This window comes from Streptomyces sp. CRN 30 (assembly GCF_034105845.1).
In genome coordinates, this window is the sequence record NZ_JAVRHI010000295.1 from 1 (window position 1) to 17288 (window position 17288).

16 protein-coding genes are annotated in these 17288 nt (G+C 73.6%); 8 read left to right on the forward strand and 8 right to left on the reverse strand.

Annotated features, from left to right (window positions below; all coding sequences use genetic code 11):
* Nucleotides 1–363: 363 nt before the first annotated feature.
* Nucleotides 364–1494, reverse strand: a complete 1131-nt coding sequence (gene cobT, locus UW392_RS31220; protein ID WP_320778518.1) for a nicotinate-nucleotide--dimethylbenzimidazole phosphoribosyltransferase — start codon at nt 1492–1494, stop codon at nt 364–366.
* A 136-nt stretch (nt 1495–1630) separates the two neighbouring features.
* Here cobT and UW392_RS31225 point away from each other — a divergent pair, with 136 nt between their 5' ends.
* Nucleotides 1631–2353: a methyltransferase domain-containing protein gene (locus tag UW392_RS31225; RefSeq protein ID WP_320778519.1), complete on the forward strand. Its 723-nt coding sequence runs from the start codon at nt 1631–1633 to the stop codon at nt 2351–2353.
* A 147-nt stretch (nt 2354–2500) separates the two neighbouring features.
* Here UW392_RS31225 and UW392_RS31230 read toward each other — a convergent pair whose 3' ends face one another.
* A complete protein-coding gene (locus UW392_RS31230) occupies nt 2501–3700 on the reverse strand; it encodes a bifunctional adenosylcobinamide kinase/adenosylcobinamide-phosphate guanylyltransferase (RefSeq protein ID WP_320778520.1) in 1200 nt (399 codons plus the stop codon).
* Nucleotides 3701–3839: 139 nt separating this feature from the next.
* Between UW392_RS31230 and UW392_RS31235 the strand changes: the two genes are divergently transcribed.
* Entirely contained in the window at nt 3840–4052 is a 213-nt protein-coding gene (locus tag UW392_RS31235; RefSeq protein ID WP_320778521.1) for a hypothetical protein, read from the forward strand.
* A gap of 81 nt (nt 4053–4133) precedes the next feature.
* On the opposite strand, the gene UW392_RS31240 is transcribed toward UW392_RS31235, so the two are convergent.
* The 3 genes from UW392_RS31240 to UW392_RS31250 all read right to left on the reverse strand — a co-directional run bounded on the left by UW392_RS31240 (nt 4134) and on the right by UW392_RS31250 (nt 6762).
* Nucleotides 4134–5216 carry a S1C family serine protease gene (locus UW392_RS31240; RefSeq protein WP_320778522.1) on the reverse strand — a complete coding sequence of 361 codons (1083 nt, stop codon included), beginning with the start codon at nt 5214–5216 and terminating at the stop codon, nt 4134–4136.
* A gap of 92 nt (nt 5217–5308) precedes the next feature.
* Entirely contained in the window at nt 5309–6055 is a 747-nt protein-coding gene (locus UW392_RS31245; protein ID WP_320778523.1) for a class I SAM-dependent methyltransferase, read from the reverse strand.
* 83 nt (nt 6056–6138) lie between these two features.
* Entirely contained in the window at nt 6139–6762 is a 624-nt protein-coding gene (locus tag UW392_RS31250) for a DUF3043 domain-containing protein (RefSeq protein WP_320778524.1), read from the reverse strand.
* A 301-nt stretch (nt 6763–7063) separates the two neighbouring features.
* Here UW392_RS31250 and UW392_RS31255 point away from each other — a divergent pair, with 301 nt between their 5' ends.
* The 5 genes from UW392_RS31255 to UW392_RS31275 all read left to right on the forward strand — a co-directional run bounded on the left by UW392_RS31255 (nt 7064) and on the right by UW392_RS31275 (nt 13585).
* Nucleotides 7064–7834 (forward strand): PspA/IM30 family protein, encoded by a 771-nt coding sequence (locus UW392_RS31255; protein ID WP_320778573.1) that lies wholly within the window; start codon nt 7064–7066, stop codon nt 7832–7834.
* A 27-nt stretch (nt 7835–7861) separates the two neighbouring features.
* Nucleotides 7862–8146 carry a PspA-associated protein PspAA gene (pspAA, locus tag UW392_RS31260; protein WP_320778525.1) on the forward strand — a complete coding sequence of 95 codons (285 nt, stop codon included), beginning with the start codon at nt 7862–7864 and terminating at the stop codon, nt 8144–8146.
* A gap of 193 nt (nt 8147–8339) precedes the next feature.
* Nucleotides 8340–9575: a sensor histidine kinase gene (locus tag UW392_RS31265; RefSeq protein WP_320778526.1), complete on the forward strand. Its 1236-nt coding sequence runs from the start codon at nt 8340–8342 to the stop codon at nt 9573–9575.
* Between the two features lie 48 nt (nt 9576–9623).
* Nucleotides 9624–10307: a response regulator transcription factor gene (locus UW392_RS31270; protein ID WP_320778527.1), complete on the forward strand. Its 684-nt coding sequence runs from the start codon at nt 9624–9626 to the stop codon at nt 10305–10307.
* A 155-nt stretch (nt 10308–10462) separates the two neighbouring features.
* A complete protein-coding gene (locus UW392_RS31275; RefSeq protein WP_320778528.1) occupies nt 10463–13585 on the forward strand; it encodes an efflux RND transporter permease subunit in 3123 nt (1040 codons plus the stop codon).
* A gap of 68 nt (nt 13586–13653) precedes the next feature.
* On the opposite strand, the gene nadA is transcribed toward UW392_RS31275, so the two are convergent.
* Nucleotides 13654–14838 (reverse strand): quinolinate synthase NadA, encoded by a 1185-nt coding sequence (gene nadA / locus UW392_RS31280; protein ID WP_320778529.1) that lies wholly within the window; start codon nt 14836–14838, stop codon nt 13654–13656.
* A gap of 247 nt (nt 14839–15085) precedes the next feature.
* Between nadA and UW392_RS31285 the strand changes: the two genes are divergently transcribed.
* Nucleotides 15086–15442, forward strand: coding sequence for a HesB/IscA family protein (locus tag UW392_RS31285; protein ID WP_061919812.1), 357 nt, complete (start codon nt 15086–15088; stop codon nt 15440–15442).
* Between the two features lie 87 nt (nt 15443–15529).
* Here the strand turns inward: UW392_RS31285 and UW392_RS31290 are convergent, their stop codons facing one another.
* Together UW392_RS31290 and UW392_RS31295 are read right to left on the reverse strand one after the other, a co-directional pair.
* Complete coding sequence (locus tag UW392_RS31290; protein WP_320778530.1) at nt 15530–16966, reverse strand: hypothetical protein; 1437 nt, start codon at nt 16964–16966, stop codon at nt 15530–15532.
* A gap of 108 nt (nt 16967–17074) precedes the next feature.
* Nucleotides 17075–17284 carry a hypothetical protein gene (locus UW392_RS31295; RefSeq protein WP_320778531.1) on the reverse strand — a complete coding sequence of 70 codons (210 nt, stop codon included), beginning with the start codon at nt 17282–17284 and terminating at the stop codon, nt 17075–17077.
* Nucleotides 17285–17288: the final 4 nt, after the last annotated feature.

Consider the following 17288-nt stretch of genomic DNA (forward strand, 5'->3'; position numbering starts at 1 on the left):
CACGGCGCCGACGGCCGCGGCCGACACGCCGACCGCGAGCCCGGCCAGCGGCGCGCACACCATGCCGCCGCGCGCGGCCGTCCGGTCCCACCGGGTGACGCGCACCGGAAACACCGTCAACGTCCCGAACGCGAACCGAACCCCGTCCCCGAAACCCCTGCCGACCACCCCGCCACTCTACCGACCGGCCGAATCGCCGAAGCCGCGGGCAGTCGTGCCGCTGGGGCGGCACGAGTGGGCACGGATGGGCGCGGGTGGGCACGGATGGGCGCGGGTGGGCGCGGGTGGGCGCGGGCGGCACCCCGTCAGCGCCGGGCCGCGCGGCCCACCCCGCCGGGACGCCGGTTCACCGGCGTCCCCGGTTCACTCCCCTGACGTGAACGCTTCCGACTCCGTCGGCTTCTCCGGCTCCGCCGATACGTCCCGCTCCTCCGACACCTCCGGCTCTGCCGACACCTCCGGCAGCTCCGCCGCCAGCGCGGCCGCGGCCGACACCACCGGCAGCGCCAGCAGTCCGCCCGCGCCCTCACCGACCCGCACGCCCTGCGCGAGGAGCGGTTCGAGGGCCATCCGGTCCAGCGCCTTCGCCTGGCCCGGCTCCCCGCTGTCGTGCGCCGCCAGCCACCAGTCCGGCGCGCGGAACGCGATCCGCTGCCCGACCAGCGCGCAGGCCGCCGTCACGACGCCGTCGAGGATCACCGGCATCTTCCGCGCCGCGGCCTGCAGCAGGAACCCGGTCATCGCCGTCAGATCGGCCCCGCCGACCGTCGCCAGCAGCTTCAGCTGGTCGCCGAGGACCGGCCGCGCCCGCCGCAGCGCGTCCCGGATCGCGGCGCACTTGAGCATCCACGCCAGGTCGTCGATGGCGACCCCGCCCCGCCCGGTCACGACCGACGCGTCCGTCCCGCACAACGCGGCGACCAGCACGCCCGCCGCCGTGGTCCCGCCGACGCTCACATCGCCGAGCACCACCAGATCCGTACCGGAGTCGGCCTCCTCGTCGGCCACCGCGACCCCCGCGAGGAAGGCGGTCTCCGCCTCCTCCAGGGTGAGGGCGTCCTCGATGTCGATGCGCCCGCCGCTGCGCCGCACCCGGTGCCGTACCACCTCGGCGGGCAGGGACTCCGGGTCGCAGTCGAGCGCCATGTCGATCACCCGCACGGGCACGCCCTGGCGCCGGGCGAGCACGGACACGGGCCGCCCGCCCTCCAGCACCTGGCGCACCAGGTCGCCCGCGGTGCCCGCCGGACGGGCCGAGACGCCCAGCTCGGCGATCCGGTGATCGCCGGCGAAGAGCACCACCCGCGGCCGTTCCACCGGCCGCACCGGCACGGCGGACTGGGCCGCGGCCAGCCACTCGCCCAGGTCGTCCAGGCGGCCCAGCGCCCCGGGCGGCACGACCTGACGTTCCCGGCGCGCCTCGGCGTCACGGCGTACCCCGCCGTCCGGGCGCTCGATCAGATCGGTGAAGTCGTCGAGATTCAGCGAGCTCATTCGCCGAACAGTACCGGCCCCGATCGCACGCGTCCGAAGGCAGTTGCGGGCCGCGGCCGAGCGGCGTCGTTGCACCGCGCACCGACATCCCATACGTTCCGTTTTGCTGAGAAATGTCCATAACCGGGAGCCGCCCATGTCCGCACCGCCGCTGCCGTCCGCGCCGCCCGCCCCGCCTTACTCCCCGCTCCGTGCCGACTGTCCCTGGTGCGGTTCCCGGCGGCTGCGGTCCCGGCCGCGCACCGCGCTCACCGGCTGCGCGGACTGCCGGCACGTCTTCCGCAACCCGCCGGCGCCGCCCGGCCCGCAGGGCCCCACCGCCCGCGCCTGCACCGCCCTGCGGTACCTGCTCGCCGCCCGCGCGCTGCGCGCCCACCGTCCGGACCCGGAGAGCTGGCTCGACGTCCGCACCGGCGACGCCCGCTTCCCGCGCACCGCCCGCCGGCTCTTCCCGTACACCTCCTTCGACGGGCTGGACCCCGCCCCCGCCGACCGCGTGCTGCGCGCCCGCGACGCGGAGCACGTCGAGGAGGCGCACGTCGGCCGCCTGACGGACCCGCACGTCACCGCCCGGCTGCGCGCCCGCTACGACGTCGTCAGCCTGCTGCGCCCCGAGTGCTGCCCGGACCCGCGGGCCGAACTGCTCGGCGCCCTGCAAGTGCTGCGCCCCGGCGGCCACCTGCTCCTCGACACCGCCGACCCGCGGGTCCCCCTCGCCCACCCGGCGGCCCTCCGCTCCGCCGCCCGGCTCCGCGCCGAACTCGCGGAGCACGGCTGCCTCCTGCTCCCGGGCACGGACCCGCTGCGCGCCATCGCCCGCGCACCGGGTGGTCCTCGACCGCGCAGCACCAGCGTCTGACCCGCCACCACCAGCAGTGCCTGCTCGCGCTCCGGGGCGGACGGGGTGTTGGAGCGCCCGGGTTGGTCGGGGTGGCGGCGGCCGTGGTTGTGTCCTGTTCTCCGTCACCGGTCCGCCGTCGGCCGTCGCCCGTGCGCCGGGTGGTCCTCAGCCGCGCAGCACCAGTGCCTGACCCGCCACCACCAGCAGCACCTGCTCGCACTCCGCGGCGAACGCGGCGTTGAGCCGCCCCAGTTCGTCCCGGTAGCGGCGCCCGGAGGCGGTGGCCGGGACGATCCCGGACCCCACCTCGTTGGAGACGGCGACGACCGCGCGCCGGGTGGCCCGTACCGCCTCCGTCAGCTCCCGCACCCGGTCCCGCAGCAGCCGCTCCCCGCCGTCCGCCCACCGGTCGTCGTCCCAGGCCCCGGCGGTGTCCATGGCGTCCGTCAGCCACAGCGACAGGCAGTCGACGAGCAGCGGCGGACCGTCGTCCTTCAGCAGCGGCACCAGGTCGCAGCTCTCGGTGGTCCGCCACGACCCGGGGCGCCGCTCGCGGTGCGTGGCCACCCGCGCCGCCCACTCGGTGTCACCGCCCCGGGTGCCGCCCGTCGCGACGTACAGCACGTCGGGGAAGGACTCCAGCCGCCGCTCGGCCTCGACCGACTTCCCCGAGCGCGCCCCGCCCAGCACCAGCGTCCGCCGCGGTACGTCCGGCACGTCCTCGTACACCCCCACCGTCAGCGTCGTCCCGTCCGGCACCGCCCGCGCGCCCGCCGCCGCCAGCCGGCGCCGCAGCTCGGGGCCCGGCGGCACCTCGTGGCCGAGGTGGACGGCGACGACGTCCGTCGTCGGCCCGGCCGCCCCCACCGCCCGCAGCTTCGCCAGCGCGTCCGGCCGCCCCACCACGTCCAGCAGGACCAGGTCGTAGGGGTCGGCCGGCTCCTCAAGGCCGGCCGGGGCGCCGCCCGGCGGCAGGTACAGCAGCCGCTGCCCGTCCGGGCCGGTCACCGCGTACCCCGTACCCGGCGCGTCCATCGCCACTGCCCGCACCCGGTGCCCGGTCAGCAGCGCCAGCTCCCGGCCGTCCGGCACCCGGCCCGGCTGCGGCAGCCCGGCCGGCACCTCCACCGCGGGGCCGTCCGCCGGGTGCGACAGCAGCACCTGCCCCACCCCGCCCAGGGAGCGCCCGGACCGGGCGGCGGCGAACACGGCACCGGGCGTCAGGTCGAGCAGCAGCGCCCCGTCCACCAGCAGTGCGGTCGCCGCACGGGCGTCCGCGCCCTGGGCGGCGGCGCAGGCCGCGCAGGGACAGTCGGGGCGGGGGAGTCCCGCGGGGGCACCGGTGCCGAGCAGAGTCACGTCCACGCACCGATTTTCACCGGTCACGCGCCGGTCTGCGCGTCCGAGGCCCCCCGAGGGGCCCGGCCGAGCGCATAGGCTGCGACCGGGAGCCGGACCAAGATCCGGTTTCCGCTCTGCATGTGCTCACATCTGGGAGGCGTACATGGCGGCATGGACGTGGCGGTTCGAGACGGCCGACGGGACGGAGGTCCGGCCCGCGGTGCAGCCCGAGGAGTTCACGACGCAAGGGGACGCCGAGTCGTGGATCGGGGAGCACTGGAAGGAGCTGAAGGAGGGCGGCACGGACCAGGTGCGGCTGTTCGAGGACGCCGCCGAGATCTACGGCCCGATGCAGCTGCACGGCGAGGACGCGTGACCCACGGGGGCGGCCCTCCCGGCCGCCCCCGCCCCGCCCTCCGGTCCGGCCGCTCGGCCCACCCCGCCCCGCCGCTCGGTCCTACTGCTCGCCGAGTGTCACCCCGGCCGTCCGCTCGTCGCCGTCACGGGTGTAGATGACCTTCGTACGGTCCCCGGGCCGGGACCGGGCCAGGGCCTCGGAGAGCGATGTGATCGTGGTGACGGCCCGGCCGCCCAGCTCCGTGATCACGTCCCCGGACCTCAGGCCCGCCTCCGCCGCGGCGCCGCCCTCGCGCACCTCGACGACCGCCACCCCGGCGGCCCGGTAATCGGCGTCCACGACCGTGCGGCCGGTGATGCCGAGCGCCGCCCGCCCCGAGTCGGTGACCTTCCCGTCCCGGACGATCTGCCCGGCGACCGTACGGACCGTCGACGCCGGGATCGCGAACCCGATGCCGGGCGCCGCGCTGTTGCCGAGCCCGGGGTCGGTCGCGGCGAGCGTCGGGATGCCGATGACCCGGCCGTCCAGGCCGACCAGCGCGCCGCCGCTGTTGCCCGGGTTGATGGCCGCCGAGGTCTGCACCATGTCCACCAGCGTCGCGCCCGTACCGCCCCCGTCCCCGCTCTCCGTGACGGTCCGGCCGGTCGCGGAGACGATGCCCTGGGTGACGCTGGACGACAGCCCCAGCGGCGAGCCCATCGCCAGCACGATCTGCCCCACCGCGACCTTCGAGGAGTCCCCGAACGACGCCGCCTTCACGCCCCGCGGCACCCGGTCGAGCTTCACGACGGCGAGGTCCTGCTCCGGGTAGGAGGAGACCAGCGTGGCGGCGAGCGGCTCCTCGCTGTGGGCGGTCGTGACGCGGAAGTCGCGCCGGTCCCCGACGACGTGCGCGTTGGTGACGATGTGCCCCTTGCCGTCGTAGACGACCCCCGAGCCGAGGTCGTCGCCGGACCTGATCTGCACCACCGAGGGCAGCACGTCGTCGATGACCCGCCGGTAGTCGCTCTCCAGCCCCTCGGCGGCCCGCGCGGTCGGCGCAGCGGACGCCGAAGCGGACGCGGACGCCGTCGCCCGCTCCCGGGGCACCTCGGCCCCGGCGACGGAACACCCGGCGAGAAGGACGGCGCAGGAGAGGACCACGGCGGGCCGTACGGCGGCTGAGCGGCGGAGGGCGTCCATGTTCCGAGTCTCGCGAGCCGGCGGGCCCCCGTCCCCCGGGGAACGCCCGAACGGGCTCACCCCGCGGTCACCCGCTCACGCCCCCGGGACCGTCAGCCCCGCACCCCGCACAGGTGCAGCAGCGCCGCGATCGCCCGGTAGGGGTCGGTGCGGCCCGCGCGCTCCTCCGCCGTCAGCAGCGTTCCGAGGCTCTCCGGGTCCGCGGGGACCGGGGCGTCGTCGGGCAGCGCGTGGGTGAAGACCCGCACGCCGTACCAGGTGTGCAGCGGCGCGCCGATGCCCGCGAGCGTCGCCGTCAGCGCCGCCCGCCGGTCCGCGCGCCCCCCGGCACCCGGCCGTACGGGAGTCTCCTCGTCCGGGTCGGTCCGGGACCGCGGCACCTGCGCCGCCGGTTCCAGGGCCGCCAGCGCGTCGGCCCACCGGCCGTCGAGACCGGGCCGCATCGCCGCCGCGTCGCCGTTGCGGACCAGCAGCGACAGCAGCCCGCCCGGGGCGAGCATCCGCGCCAGCCCCGCCAGCAGCGGGTCGGGCTCCTCGGCGGACATCAGCACGCCGTGGCAGAGCACCACGTCGAAGCTGCCCGGCAGGAAGTGCACGCCGGTGTCCCGGCCGTCGCCCTCGACGATCCGCATCCGGTCCTGGATGCCCTGCGGCTGCCCGGCGAGGGCCTCGCGGGCGGCACCGACCAGCACGGCGTCCTGCTCGAGACCGGTCACCTGGTGCCCGGCCCGTGCCAGCCGCAGCGCCTGCGTGCCCCGGCCCATGCCGACGTCCAGCACCCGCAGCCGCTGCCCCACCGGGAACCGGCCGGCTATCTGCTCGTCCAGCTGCCGGGCCACCAGCTCCAGCCGTACGACGTCCCCGAGCCGACCCGGGCCGTCCGTACAGGCAGGCGCCTCGTCCTCGGCGAACGGAAGGCCGCTCAGGGCCGCTCTCCGCGCTTGACCTGCGGCTTCGGCAGCCGCAGACGACGCATCTGGAGGGAGCGCATCAGCGCGTAGGCGACCGCGCCCCGCTTGTTGTCGTCACCGAAGCGCTCCCGCAGGGCCTTCTTCAGCCGGAACGCGGTGACGATCGAGTCGAGCACGATCAGGACGATCACGACCAGCCACAGCAGCAGCGCGATGTTCTGCAGCGACGCCACCTGGATCACGCTGAGGATCAGGATGACGACGGCCATCGGCAGGAAGTACTCCGCGATGTTGAACCGCGAGTCGACGAAGTCGCGCGCGAACTTGCGGACCGGGCCCTTGTCACGGGCCGGCAGGTACCTCTCGTCACCGCTCGCGAGCGCCTGGCGCTGCCGCTCCAGGGCGGTGCGCCGCTCCTCGCGCTGCCGCTTGGCGGCCTCCTTGCGCGTGGTCGGCGTATGGGCGACGCTGCGGCGCTGGCTCTGGGCCTGGCTGCGCTTGGGCGTCGGGCGACCCTTCGGGGCCTGCGGGTCGCGGGGCTGACTGGAGTCGGTCGGCGACGTCACGGTCGCGGCCTTCTCTTCCTTGGCACGGCTACGGAACACAAAACCCAAGGGTAAGGGCTTGACCCGCATGGACCCCAGCCCGGCGGGGAACGATCCCGCAACGCCGCTCGTCCTTCAGGGGACAAGGGGGACGGTTGCGTACACCTCGGATGTATTCCGGCCGTTGTGGAAGGCGCCACAGGGGAGCACCTACTCCTCACGCCGGATCGGGAGCGTCCGCAGTCGTCCTTGGGGATGAGCGCATCCGTCCCCGAACAGTGCGGTAATGGATGCAGGGCCCGTACTGTGGGTTCTGTCGCAGAGCTGGAGCCTTAAGTCCGTCAGAAGGGGGCGCGCGAAGCCCATGAGCGGTGTCATGAAGCGTATGGGGATGATCTTCCGCGCGAAGGCGAACAAGGCCCTTGACCGGGCCGAGGACCCGCGCGAAACCCTCGATTACTCGTACCAGAAGCAGCTGGAACTGCTCCAGAAGGTGCGCCGCGGCGTCGCCGACGTGGCGACCAGCCGCAAGCGCCTGGAACTCCAGCTGAACCAGTTGCAGTCCCAGTCGTCCAAGCTGGAGGACCAGGGCCGCAAGGCGCTGGCGCTGGGCCGTGAGGACCTGGCCCGTGAGGCGCTCTCGCGCCGCTCCGCCCTCCAGCAGCAGGTGACCGACCTGGAGACCCAGCACGCCACCCTCCAGGGCGAGGAGGAGAAGCTCACCCTCGCGGCTCAGCGGCTCCAGGCCAAGGTCGACGCCTTCCGCACCAAGAAGGAGACGATCAAGGCGACGTACACGGCGGCCCAGGCGCAGACCCGGATCGGCGAGGCGTTCTCCGGCATCTCCGAGGAGATGGGCGACGTCGGCCTGGCGATCCAGCGGGCCGAGGACAAGACCGCCCAGCTCCAGGCGCGGGCCGGGGCGATCGACGAGCTGCTCGCCTCCGGCGCCCTCGACGACCCCTCCGGCATGCACAAGGACGACATCCAGGCCGAGCTGGACCGGCTCTCCGGTGGTACGGATGTAGAGCTGGAACTGCAGCGGATGAAGGCCGAGCTGGCCGGAGGCAGCTCCGCTGGCCAGCAGGCCATCGAGGGCGGCTCCGGCGAGCAGCAGACCCGGCAGCAGCCTCAGGACACCCCGCGCTTCGACAAGCAGTAGCCCACGCCGCACGCCGAGGAGGGCGACATGATCGTACGGATCATGGGGGAGGGGCAGGTGAGGCTGGCCGACGGCCACCTCACCGAGCTGGACAAGCTGGACGACGAGCTTCTGGCCGAGATGGAGAACGGCGACGGCCCCGGCTTCCGCCGCACCCTCACGGCCCTGCTCGCCAAGGTCCGCGAACTCGGCGACCCCTTGCCGGACGACTCCCTGGAGCCGTCCGGACTGATCCTCCCCGCCGAGGACGCCACCCTCCAGGACGTCCGGAACCTGCTCAGCGACGACGGCCTCATCCCGGGCGGCACGTAAGAGCCCCTCAGCCCGCCCGACGGCTTTGAGGTACTTCCAGCCCGTCCGGCGCCCTTGAGGCACTTTCAGCCCGTCCGGCGTTTGAGGACGAGGCCGGAGGCCGAAGCGGGGGTCTGGGGGCGGCAGCCCCCGGGCGGGCCACCAAGACGCCGGACGCCCCCTGTCCGGCGACCGGAAAGCACCGTAAAGACTCGTGAGCCCCCTCACAAAGACCCGGCACCGCCTGGGTGCCCACCCCCAGGCCACGGACGCCGCCCTCGCGGCATGCGTCCTGCTCTGCATGGTGGCCGGTTCCTTCACCGACCCCCACGGCCCCGACGGCGTCACCTGGGGCGTCCGCACCCCCGACCCTCTCGGCCTGGTCCTGATGACCCTCGGCGCCGCGGCGCTCGTCCTGCGCCGCCGCGCCCCGCTGGCGGTCCTCGCCGTCACCGGCACCGTCTCCGTCGCCGAGTCCGTCACCGGCGACCCCCGCGCCCCGGTCGTGATGTCTGCGGTCGTCGCCCTCTACACCGTCGCCGCCACCACCGACCGCGCCACCACCTGGCGGACCGGCCTGCTCACCACCGCTGTGCTCGGCGGCGCCGCCATGCTCGCCGGGCCCCTGCCCTGGTACGCGCAGGAGAACCTCGCCGTCTTCGCCTGGACCGGCATCGGCGCGACCGCCGGCGACGCCGTCCGCAGCCGCCGCGCCTTCGTCCAGGCCATCCGGGACCGCGCCGAGAAGGCGGAGCGCACCCGCGAGGAGGAGGCCCGCCGCCGCGTCGCCGAAGAACGGCTGCGCATCGCCCGCGACCTGCACGACGTCGTCGCCCACCACATCGCCCTGGTCAACGTCCAGGCCGGCGTCGCCGCGCACGTCATGGACAAGCGGCCCGACCAGGCCAAGGAGGCGCTGGCCCACGTACGGCAGGCCAGCCGCTCCGCCCTCGACGAACTGCGCGTCACCGTCGGCCTGCTCCGCCAGTCCGGCGACCCCGAGGCCCCGACCGAACCCGCCCCCGGCCTGGCCCGCCTCGACGAACTCGCCGACACCTTCCGCAACGCCGGCCTGCACGTCGAGACCGCCCGCGCCGACCAGGGCACCGAACTGCCCACCGCCGTCGACCTCGCCGCGTACCGCGTCATCCAGGAGGCCCTCACCAACGTGCAGAAACACGCGGGCCCCGGAGCGAAGGCCGAGGTCAGCGTGGTGCGCGTGGGGCCGGACATCGAGATCACCGTCCTGGACGACGGCACCGGCGCGAGCGGCGCGGCGTCCACTTCCGGCGGCGGACACGGCCTGCTCGGTATGCGCGAGCGCGTCACCGCGGCCGGCGGCACCCTCACCACCGGTCCCCGGCACGGGAGCGGCTTCCGCGTCCATGCGATCCTTCCGGTCAGGACCCCGGCCACGGGCCGGACGGACACCGCGCAGGACACCGAATGACGACGCCCCCGCAGGGCGCCGAACGACGATCCCCGTGAAGGGTGCCGCATGACGATCCGTGTCCTGCTCGCCGACGACCAGGCGCTGCTCCGCAGCGCCTTCCGGGTGCTGGTCGACTCCGAGCCCGACATGGAGGTGGTGGGCGAGGCGTCCGACGGCGCCGAGGCGGTGCTGCTCGCCAAGGAACGGCGGGCCGACGTCGTCCTGATGGACATCCGCATGCCCGGCACCGACGGTCTCGCCGCGACCCGCATGATCAGCGCCGACGCGGATCTCGCCGGGGTCCGCGTGGTCATCCTGACCACCTTCGAGGTCGACGACTACGTGGTGCGGTCGCTGCGCGCCGGTGCCTCCGGGTTCCTCGGCAAGGGCTCCGAACCCGAGGAGCTGCTCAGTGCGATCCGTGTCGCGTCGGGCGGCGAGGCGCTGCTGTCGCCCACCGCCACCAAGGGGCTGATCGCCCGGTTCCTCGCCCAGGACGGCGGCGCCGACGAGGACCGCGACCCCGGCCGCTCCGAGCGGCTGGCCACGCTGACCGTGCGCGAGCGGGAGGTGCTGGTGCAGGTCGCCGGCGGGCTCTCCAACGACGAGATCGCCGAGCGGCTGGAGGTCAGCCCGCTCACCGTGAAGACCCATGTGAACCGGGCCATGGCCAAGCTGGGCGCCCGCGACCGGGCCCAGCTGGTGGTCACCGCCTACGAGTCGGGGCTGGTCCGTCCGAGGGTGGACTGAGGCCCGTAGGCGCGTACTGCGGCGGGAGTAGGCGCGCTGTAAGGAAATGGACCTGGGGCCTAGGGAACCGGGGTCGCCGATGGCCCAGGGTGGTGGCGTGGGCGCTCACATGTGCCCTTCCTCCGCTCAAGGCCACAGAAGAGAGACCCTGACCCATGTCCTGGCTGTCGAGATTCAGCCTCGCGCAACGGGCCCTGATAGGGCTGATGTCCATCATCGCGCTCGTCTTCGGGGCGATAGCGATACCCCAGCTCAAGCAGCAGCTGCTGCCCACCATCGAACTGCCCATGGTGTCGGTCATCGCCCCCTACCAGGGTGCCTCGCCGGACGTGGTCGAGAAGCAGGTCGTCGAGCCGATCGAGAACAACCTCGAAGCGGTCGACGGCATCTCCGGGGTCACCTCCACGGCGAGCGAAGGCAGCGCCGTGATCATGGCGTCCTTCGAGTACGGCCCCGACACCCAGCAGCTCGTCGCCGACGTCCAGCAGGCCGTCAACCGGGCCCGCGCCACGCTGCCGGACGACGTGGACCCGCAGGTCGTGGCCGGCTCCACGGACGACCTGCCGGCCGTGGTGCTCTCCGTCGCCTCCGACAAGGACCAGCAGGCACTCGCCGACCAGCTCGACCGTACGGTCGTCCCCGCCCTTGAGGACATCGACGGCGTCGGCCAGGTGACGGTCGACGGCGTCCGGGACGTACAGGTCGCCGTCACGCCCGACGACGCGAAGCTCGCGAAGGCCGGAGTGACCACGCAGGCCCTGGCCGCCTCCCTCCAGGCGGGCGGCGCCACCGTCCCGTCCGGCTCGTTCGACGAGGGCGGCGCCAACCGCACCGTCCAGGTCGGCGGCGGCTTCACCTCCCTGAAGCAGATCGAGGACCTGCGGATCACCGGCGAGGGCGTCAAGGAGCCCGTCCGCCTCGGTGACGTCGCGAAGGTCGAGGAGAAGGAGGCCAAGGCCGACTCCCTGACCCGTACCAACGGCAGGCCCAGCCTCGCCGTCGCCGTGACCATGGACCGGGACGGCAGCGCGGTCGCCATCTCCGAGGCCGTCGAGGACAAGCTGCCCTCCTTGCGCGAACAGCTCGGCTCCGGCGCGGAGCTGACGGTCGTCAGCGACCAGGGCCCGGCGGTCTCCAAGGCCATCAAGGGCCTGACCACGGAGGGCGGGCTCGGTCTCCTCTTCGCGGTCGTCGTGATCCTGGTCTTCCTGGCCTCCATCCGCTCCACCCTCGTCACCGCGGTCTCCATCCCGCTGTCGGTGGTGCTGGCGCTGATCGTGCTGTGGACCCGCGACCTGTCGCTGAACATGCTCACCCTCGGCGCGCTGACCATCGCCATCGGCCGCGTCGTCGACGACTCGATCGTGGTCCTGGAGAACATCAAGCGTCACCTCGGCTACGGCGAGGAGCGCCAGGAGGCCATCCTCAAGGCCGTCCGCGAGGTCGCCGGGGCCGTCACCTCCTCGACCCTCACCACGGTCGCCGTGTTCCTGCCGATCGGCCTGGTCGGCGGCATGGTCGGTGAACTCTTCGGCTCCTTCAGCCTCACCGTCACCGCGGCGCTGCTGGCGTCCCTGCTGGTCTCGCTGACGGTCGTACCGGTCCTCTCCTACTGGTTCCTGCGCGCCCCCAAGGGCACCCCCGAGGACGCCGACGAGGCCCGCCGCCTCGCGGAGGAGAAGGAGGCCAAGAGCCGCCTCCAGCGCTTCTACGTCCCGGTCCTCAGGTTCGCGACCCGCCGCCGGCTGACCAGTGTGGCCATCGCGGTCGTGGTGCTGATCGGCACCTTCGGCATGGCCCCGCTGCTGAAGACCAACTTCTTCGACCAGGGTGAGCAGCAGGTCCTCAACGTCAAGCAGGAGCTGGAGCCGGGCACCAGCCTGGCGGCGACCGACGCCGAGGCGAAGAAGGTCGAGAAGCTCATCCAGGACACCGACGGTGTCAAGGACTTCCAGGTCACCATCGGCTCGTCCGGCTTCATGGCGGCCTTCGGCGGCGGCACGGACACCAACCAGGCGTCCTACCAGATCATGCTGGAGGACTCCGCCTCCGCCGAGGACGTGCAGGACAGCCTGGAGGCCGGGCTCGCGAAGCTCGGCGACTCCGCCGGCACCACCACGATCGCCGCCGGTGACGGCTTCGGCAGCCAGGACCTGAGCGTCGTCGTGAAGGCGTCCGAGGCCGACGCGCTGCGCACCGCCGCCGAGGAGGTCCGGAAGGCGGTCGCCTCCCTGGACGACGTCACCGACGTCTCCAGCGACCTGTCGCAGAGCGTGCCGCGGATCTCGGTCAAGGCCAACGGCCGCGCTGCCGAGGCCGGTTTCACCGAGCAGACCCTCGGCGCGGCCGTCACCCAGGCCGTGCGCGGCACCACCGCCGCCAAGGCGGTCCTGGACGACACCGAGCGGGACGTCGTCATCACCTCGGCGAAGCCCGCCGAGACCCTGGCCGAGCTGAAGGCGCTGCCGCTCGGCCCGGTGAAGCTCGGTGACATCGCCACCGTGAAACTGGTCGACGGCCCGGTCTCCATGACCCGCATCGACGGCCAGCGCGCGGCGACCGTCACCGCGCGGCCCACCGGCGACAACACCGGCGCGGTCTCCACCGAGCTGACGGCGAAGATCGACGATCTGGACCTGCCGACCGGTGTCACCGCCGAGATCGGCGGCGTCTCCGCCGACCAGGACGAGGCGTTCGTCAACCTGGGCCTGGCGATGCTGGCGGCGATCGCGATCGTCTTCATGCTGCTGGTGGGCACCTTCCGGTCGCTGGCCCAGCCGCTGATCCTGCTGGTCTCGATCCCGTTCGCGGCGACCGGCGCGCTCGGCCTGCTGATCGTCACGGGCACCCCGATGGGCGTGCCCGCGATGATCGGCATGCTGATGCTGATCGGCATCGTGGTCACCAACGCGATCGTGCTGATCGACCTGATCAACCAGTACCGCAAGCAGGGTCACGGCGTCGTCGAAGCGGTCGTCGAGGGTGGCCGGCACCGGCTGCGGCCCATCCTGATGACGGCCCTGGCCACGATCTTCGCCCTGCTTCCGATGGCCCTGGGCGTCACCGGCGAGGGCGGCTTCATCGCCCAGCCGCTCGCGGTGGTCGTGATCGGCGGCCTGGTCACGTCGACCCTGCTGACCCTGCTGCTGGTGCCGACGCTGTACGCGGCGCTGGAACTGCGCAAGGAGCGCCGCGCGGAGAAGAAGGCCGCGAAGCGCGACGGCGGCGTCCCGCCGCAGGCCGCGTCCTCGGACGAGCCGGAGCCGGCGAAGGTCTGACCTTCCCCGCACAGCGCGGAGGCCCCGGCCCGTCACTTCGGTGACGGGCCGGGGCCTCCGCGCTGTTCCTACGGCAGCGCCAGCATCCGCTCCAGCGCCAGCTTGGCGTACTCCTCCGTCTCCGCGTCCACCGAGATGCGGTTGACCAGCTTGCCCTCGGCAAGGGATTCGAGCGTCCACACCAGGTGCGGCAGATCGATCCGGTTCATCGTCGAGCAGAAGCAGACGGTCCGGTCGAGGAACACGATCTCCTTCCCCTCGGGAGCGAAACGGTTCGCCAGCCGCCGTACGAGGTTCAGCTCGGTCCCGATGGCCCACTTCGACCCGGCCGGCGCCGCCTCCAGCGCCTTGATGATGTACTCCGTGGAGCCCACCTGGTCCGCCGCGGCGACGACCTCGTGCCGGCACTCGGGGTGGACCAGCACGTTGACCCCGGGTATGCGGGCCCGTACGTCCTCCACCGACTCCAGCGAGAAGCGCCCGTGCACCGAGCAGTGACCCCGCCACAGGATCATCCTGGCGTCGCGCAGCTGCTCCGCGGTCAGCCCGCCGTTCGGCTTGTGCGGGTTGTAGACGACGCAGTCCTCCAGGGACATGCCAAGGTCCCGCACCGCGGTGTTGCGCCCGAGGTGCTGGTCGGGCAGGAACAGGACCTTCTCGCCCTGCTCGAACGCCCAGTTCAGCGCCCGCTCGGCGTTGGACGACGTACAGATCGTCCCGCCGTGCCTGCCGGTGAACGCCTTGATGTCGGCGGAGGAGTTCATGTACGAGACGGGGACGACCCGCTCGGCGACGCCCGCCTCGGTCAGGACGTCCCAGCACTCGGCGACCTGCTCGGCGGTGGCCATGTCGGCCATGGAGCAGCCGGCCGCGAGGTCGGGCAGCACGACCTTCTGGTCGTCCGAGGTCAGGATGTCCGCGGACTCCGCCATGAAGTGCACGCCGCAGAAGACGATGTACTCGGCCTCGGGGCGCGCGGCGGCGTCCCGGGCCAGCTTGAAGGAGTCGCCCGTGACGTCGGCGAACTGGATGACCTCGTCGCGCTGGTAGTGGTGCCCGAGCACGAAGACCTTCTCCCCGAGCTTCTCCTTGGCCGCGCGGGCGCGGGCGACCAGGTCGGGGTCGGAGGGCGAGGGCAGGTCGCCGGGGCACTCCACACCGCGCTCGCTCCTCGGGTCGGCCTCCCGGCCGAGGAGCAGCAGGGCGAGGGGAGTCGGCTGGACGTCGAGCTCCTGGACTTGGGCGGTGGTCACGACACGCACCCTTTCTGCTTATCGTCGAATTGACGCTATCTATCATATCCGCTTCACGTCAGTTTGACGATGCCCATTGTGTCGGTGTGACGTGAATCCCGGTGCCCATATCCGTGTCCGCGCCCGTGTGCGAGCATGAAGTGACGAACCGAGGGGAAATCACTCGGATCCGGCCCGGAATGAATCCGCGGCCCCGTCGGTTGACACCGTCGGCAAGCAGTCTCCGTACAACCCGGGAGAGATGTAGATGTCCGTATCGGACGAGACCACCACCGTCACCGACGGCATCATCCTGACCGACGCCGCCGCGTCGAAGGTCAAGGCGCTGCTCGACCAGGAAGGCCGTGACGACCTGGCTCTGCGTGTCGCCGTCCAGCCCGGTGGCTGCTCCGGCCTGCGCTACCAGCTCTTCTTCGACGAGCGTTCCCTCGACGGGGACGTCGTGAAGGACTTCGGTGGCGTCAAGGTCGTCACCGACCGGATGAGCGCCCCCTACCTGGGCGGTGCCACCGTCGACTTCGTGGACACCATCGAGAAGCAGGGCTTCACGATCGACAACCCGAACGCGACCGGCTCCTGCGCCTGCGGCGACTCCTTCAGCTGAGCCGCGGCCGGCCCCGAGGACCGATGAGGGCGGCGGACCGGGACCTCCCGGGCCGCCGCCCTCGCGCGTGCCCGGCAGGCCGGGCGGTCACTCGGGACCGGTCGGGTCCGGGTCCGGCAGCCGCGCCCCCTTCTTGGCGAGCGGGATCTCCTCGCCGTCCGAGCCGACCACGCTCCGGCTGCCGAGCGGCTCCTTCAGCCGCACCGTCCGCTCGTACTCCTCGGCGATCAGGATGCAGACCTTCTCCGGGTCGGAGGTCTCCGTGACGGTGACCGTCACCTTCCCGGACTCCTCGTCGGCCTCCGCCGCGTAGTCGGCGCAGACCCCGCCCGTGAAGCGCACCGTCAGCTCGGTGGACTCGGCGGTGTACCCGGTCACGTCGACGTCCCGGCCGGTGGGCGCGGCCGTGGGCTCCTCGGAGGGCGCGGCCGACGTCAGGTACGCCGGGTCCACGGCCGGATGCGTCACCGTCACCGTCCCCGCCGCCCCCGGCGTCCGTACGGCGAACAGCCACGACGGCACCAGCGTCTCCCGCCCCCGTACGGGATGCGCGGCCAGCCCGAACACCGCCCGCTCCACCGTCGCCGCGGCCTCCCGCCGCCCGGACCGCGGCTCGCACGAGACCCCGCCCTCCAGCGGTACGGCGCTGGCGCAGCCGCCGACGCCGGCGCCCGCGCCGCCGTCGTTCATCTCCTCGACGGTCCGCCCCGCGTCCAGGACCGGATACACGTCCCCCTTGACCGGCGCCTTCAGCCGCCCGCTGCCGCCGGTCACCGTCCCGTCCGCGCCGACGACCACCCCGGTCGTCCACCCCGAGGTCGGCACTCCGCCCACCACCGGGTCGGCGTTGACCACCCGCCGGGCGCCCATGACCTGCCCCGCGTCCAGCGCGGCGCCGCCCTGCCCGACCGCGTCGAGCACCGGTGCCGCCGCCTTCTTCGCCGCGGCCGCCCCCACCGGGTCGCCGGTCGCCGGGGGTGCCGGGCAGTCCCGTACCTTCGCGCAGTCGTCCGAGCCCGCCGGGGACCGCTGGAACGACCAGTTGCCCGGCGCCTGCCGCGTCACCCGCAGCACCGGCCCGGACCCGTCCTTCACCGTGCCGACCGTCCACTCCTTCCCCCGGACCACCGGCTTGTCCGCCAGCCCGAGCGCGCGGGCCAGCCGGGCCACCTCACCGGCCGAGACCTGCCCCGTACTCCGGTACACCGGCGCCGAACCGGGCCCGTCCGGCAGCGATCCGTCCGCCCGGTAGGAACCGCCGTCCGCGGGCAGGGCGTCCAGGGCGAGCGGCGGGGGAGCGGACGTGCCGGACGCCTCGGGGGACGCGCCCCCGCCGGAACCGCCGGAGCCACCGGCCGCTGTCGCCGCCAGGTACGCTCCGCCGCCGCCGACCAGCAGCACCGCCGCCGCCACGGAGGCGGTCAGCACACCCCGGGGCCGTCGCCGCCCGGCCCGCTCCTCGTCGCCCTGGGCGCGGCCGGCCGCCGCGCCGGCGCCGTCGTGGTCGGGTCGTTCGGTGTTCACCGCATCGCTCCTTCGCCTGCCACGGGGGACGGCGATGGGACGCGGCACGCGAACATCCGGTTCCCGCCCCGTACGGCCGGTCCGCCCGTACGGGGCGCCCCGACGGCCTCAGTCGCCGTACTCCGACATCGCGTCCAGCAGCCGGGCCGAGCGCGGCGGCACGGAGACGCCGTGGATCAGCGACGGCGGGACGGGAAGCGCCGGGCCCCGCTCGGCGGACGGCCAGTGCGGAGCCATCCGGGCGCAGTCGCCCCGCAGCGACGCCAGGGACGCGCCGGGCTCGGCCGGGAGGGAGGGGTGGAGCTCGATGTTCGTCATGACG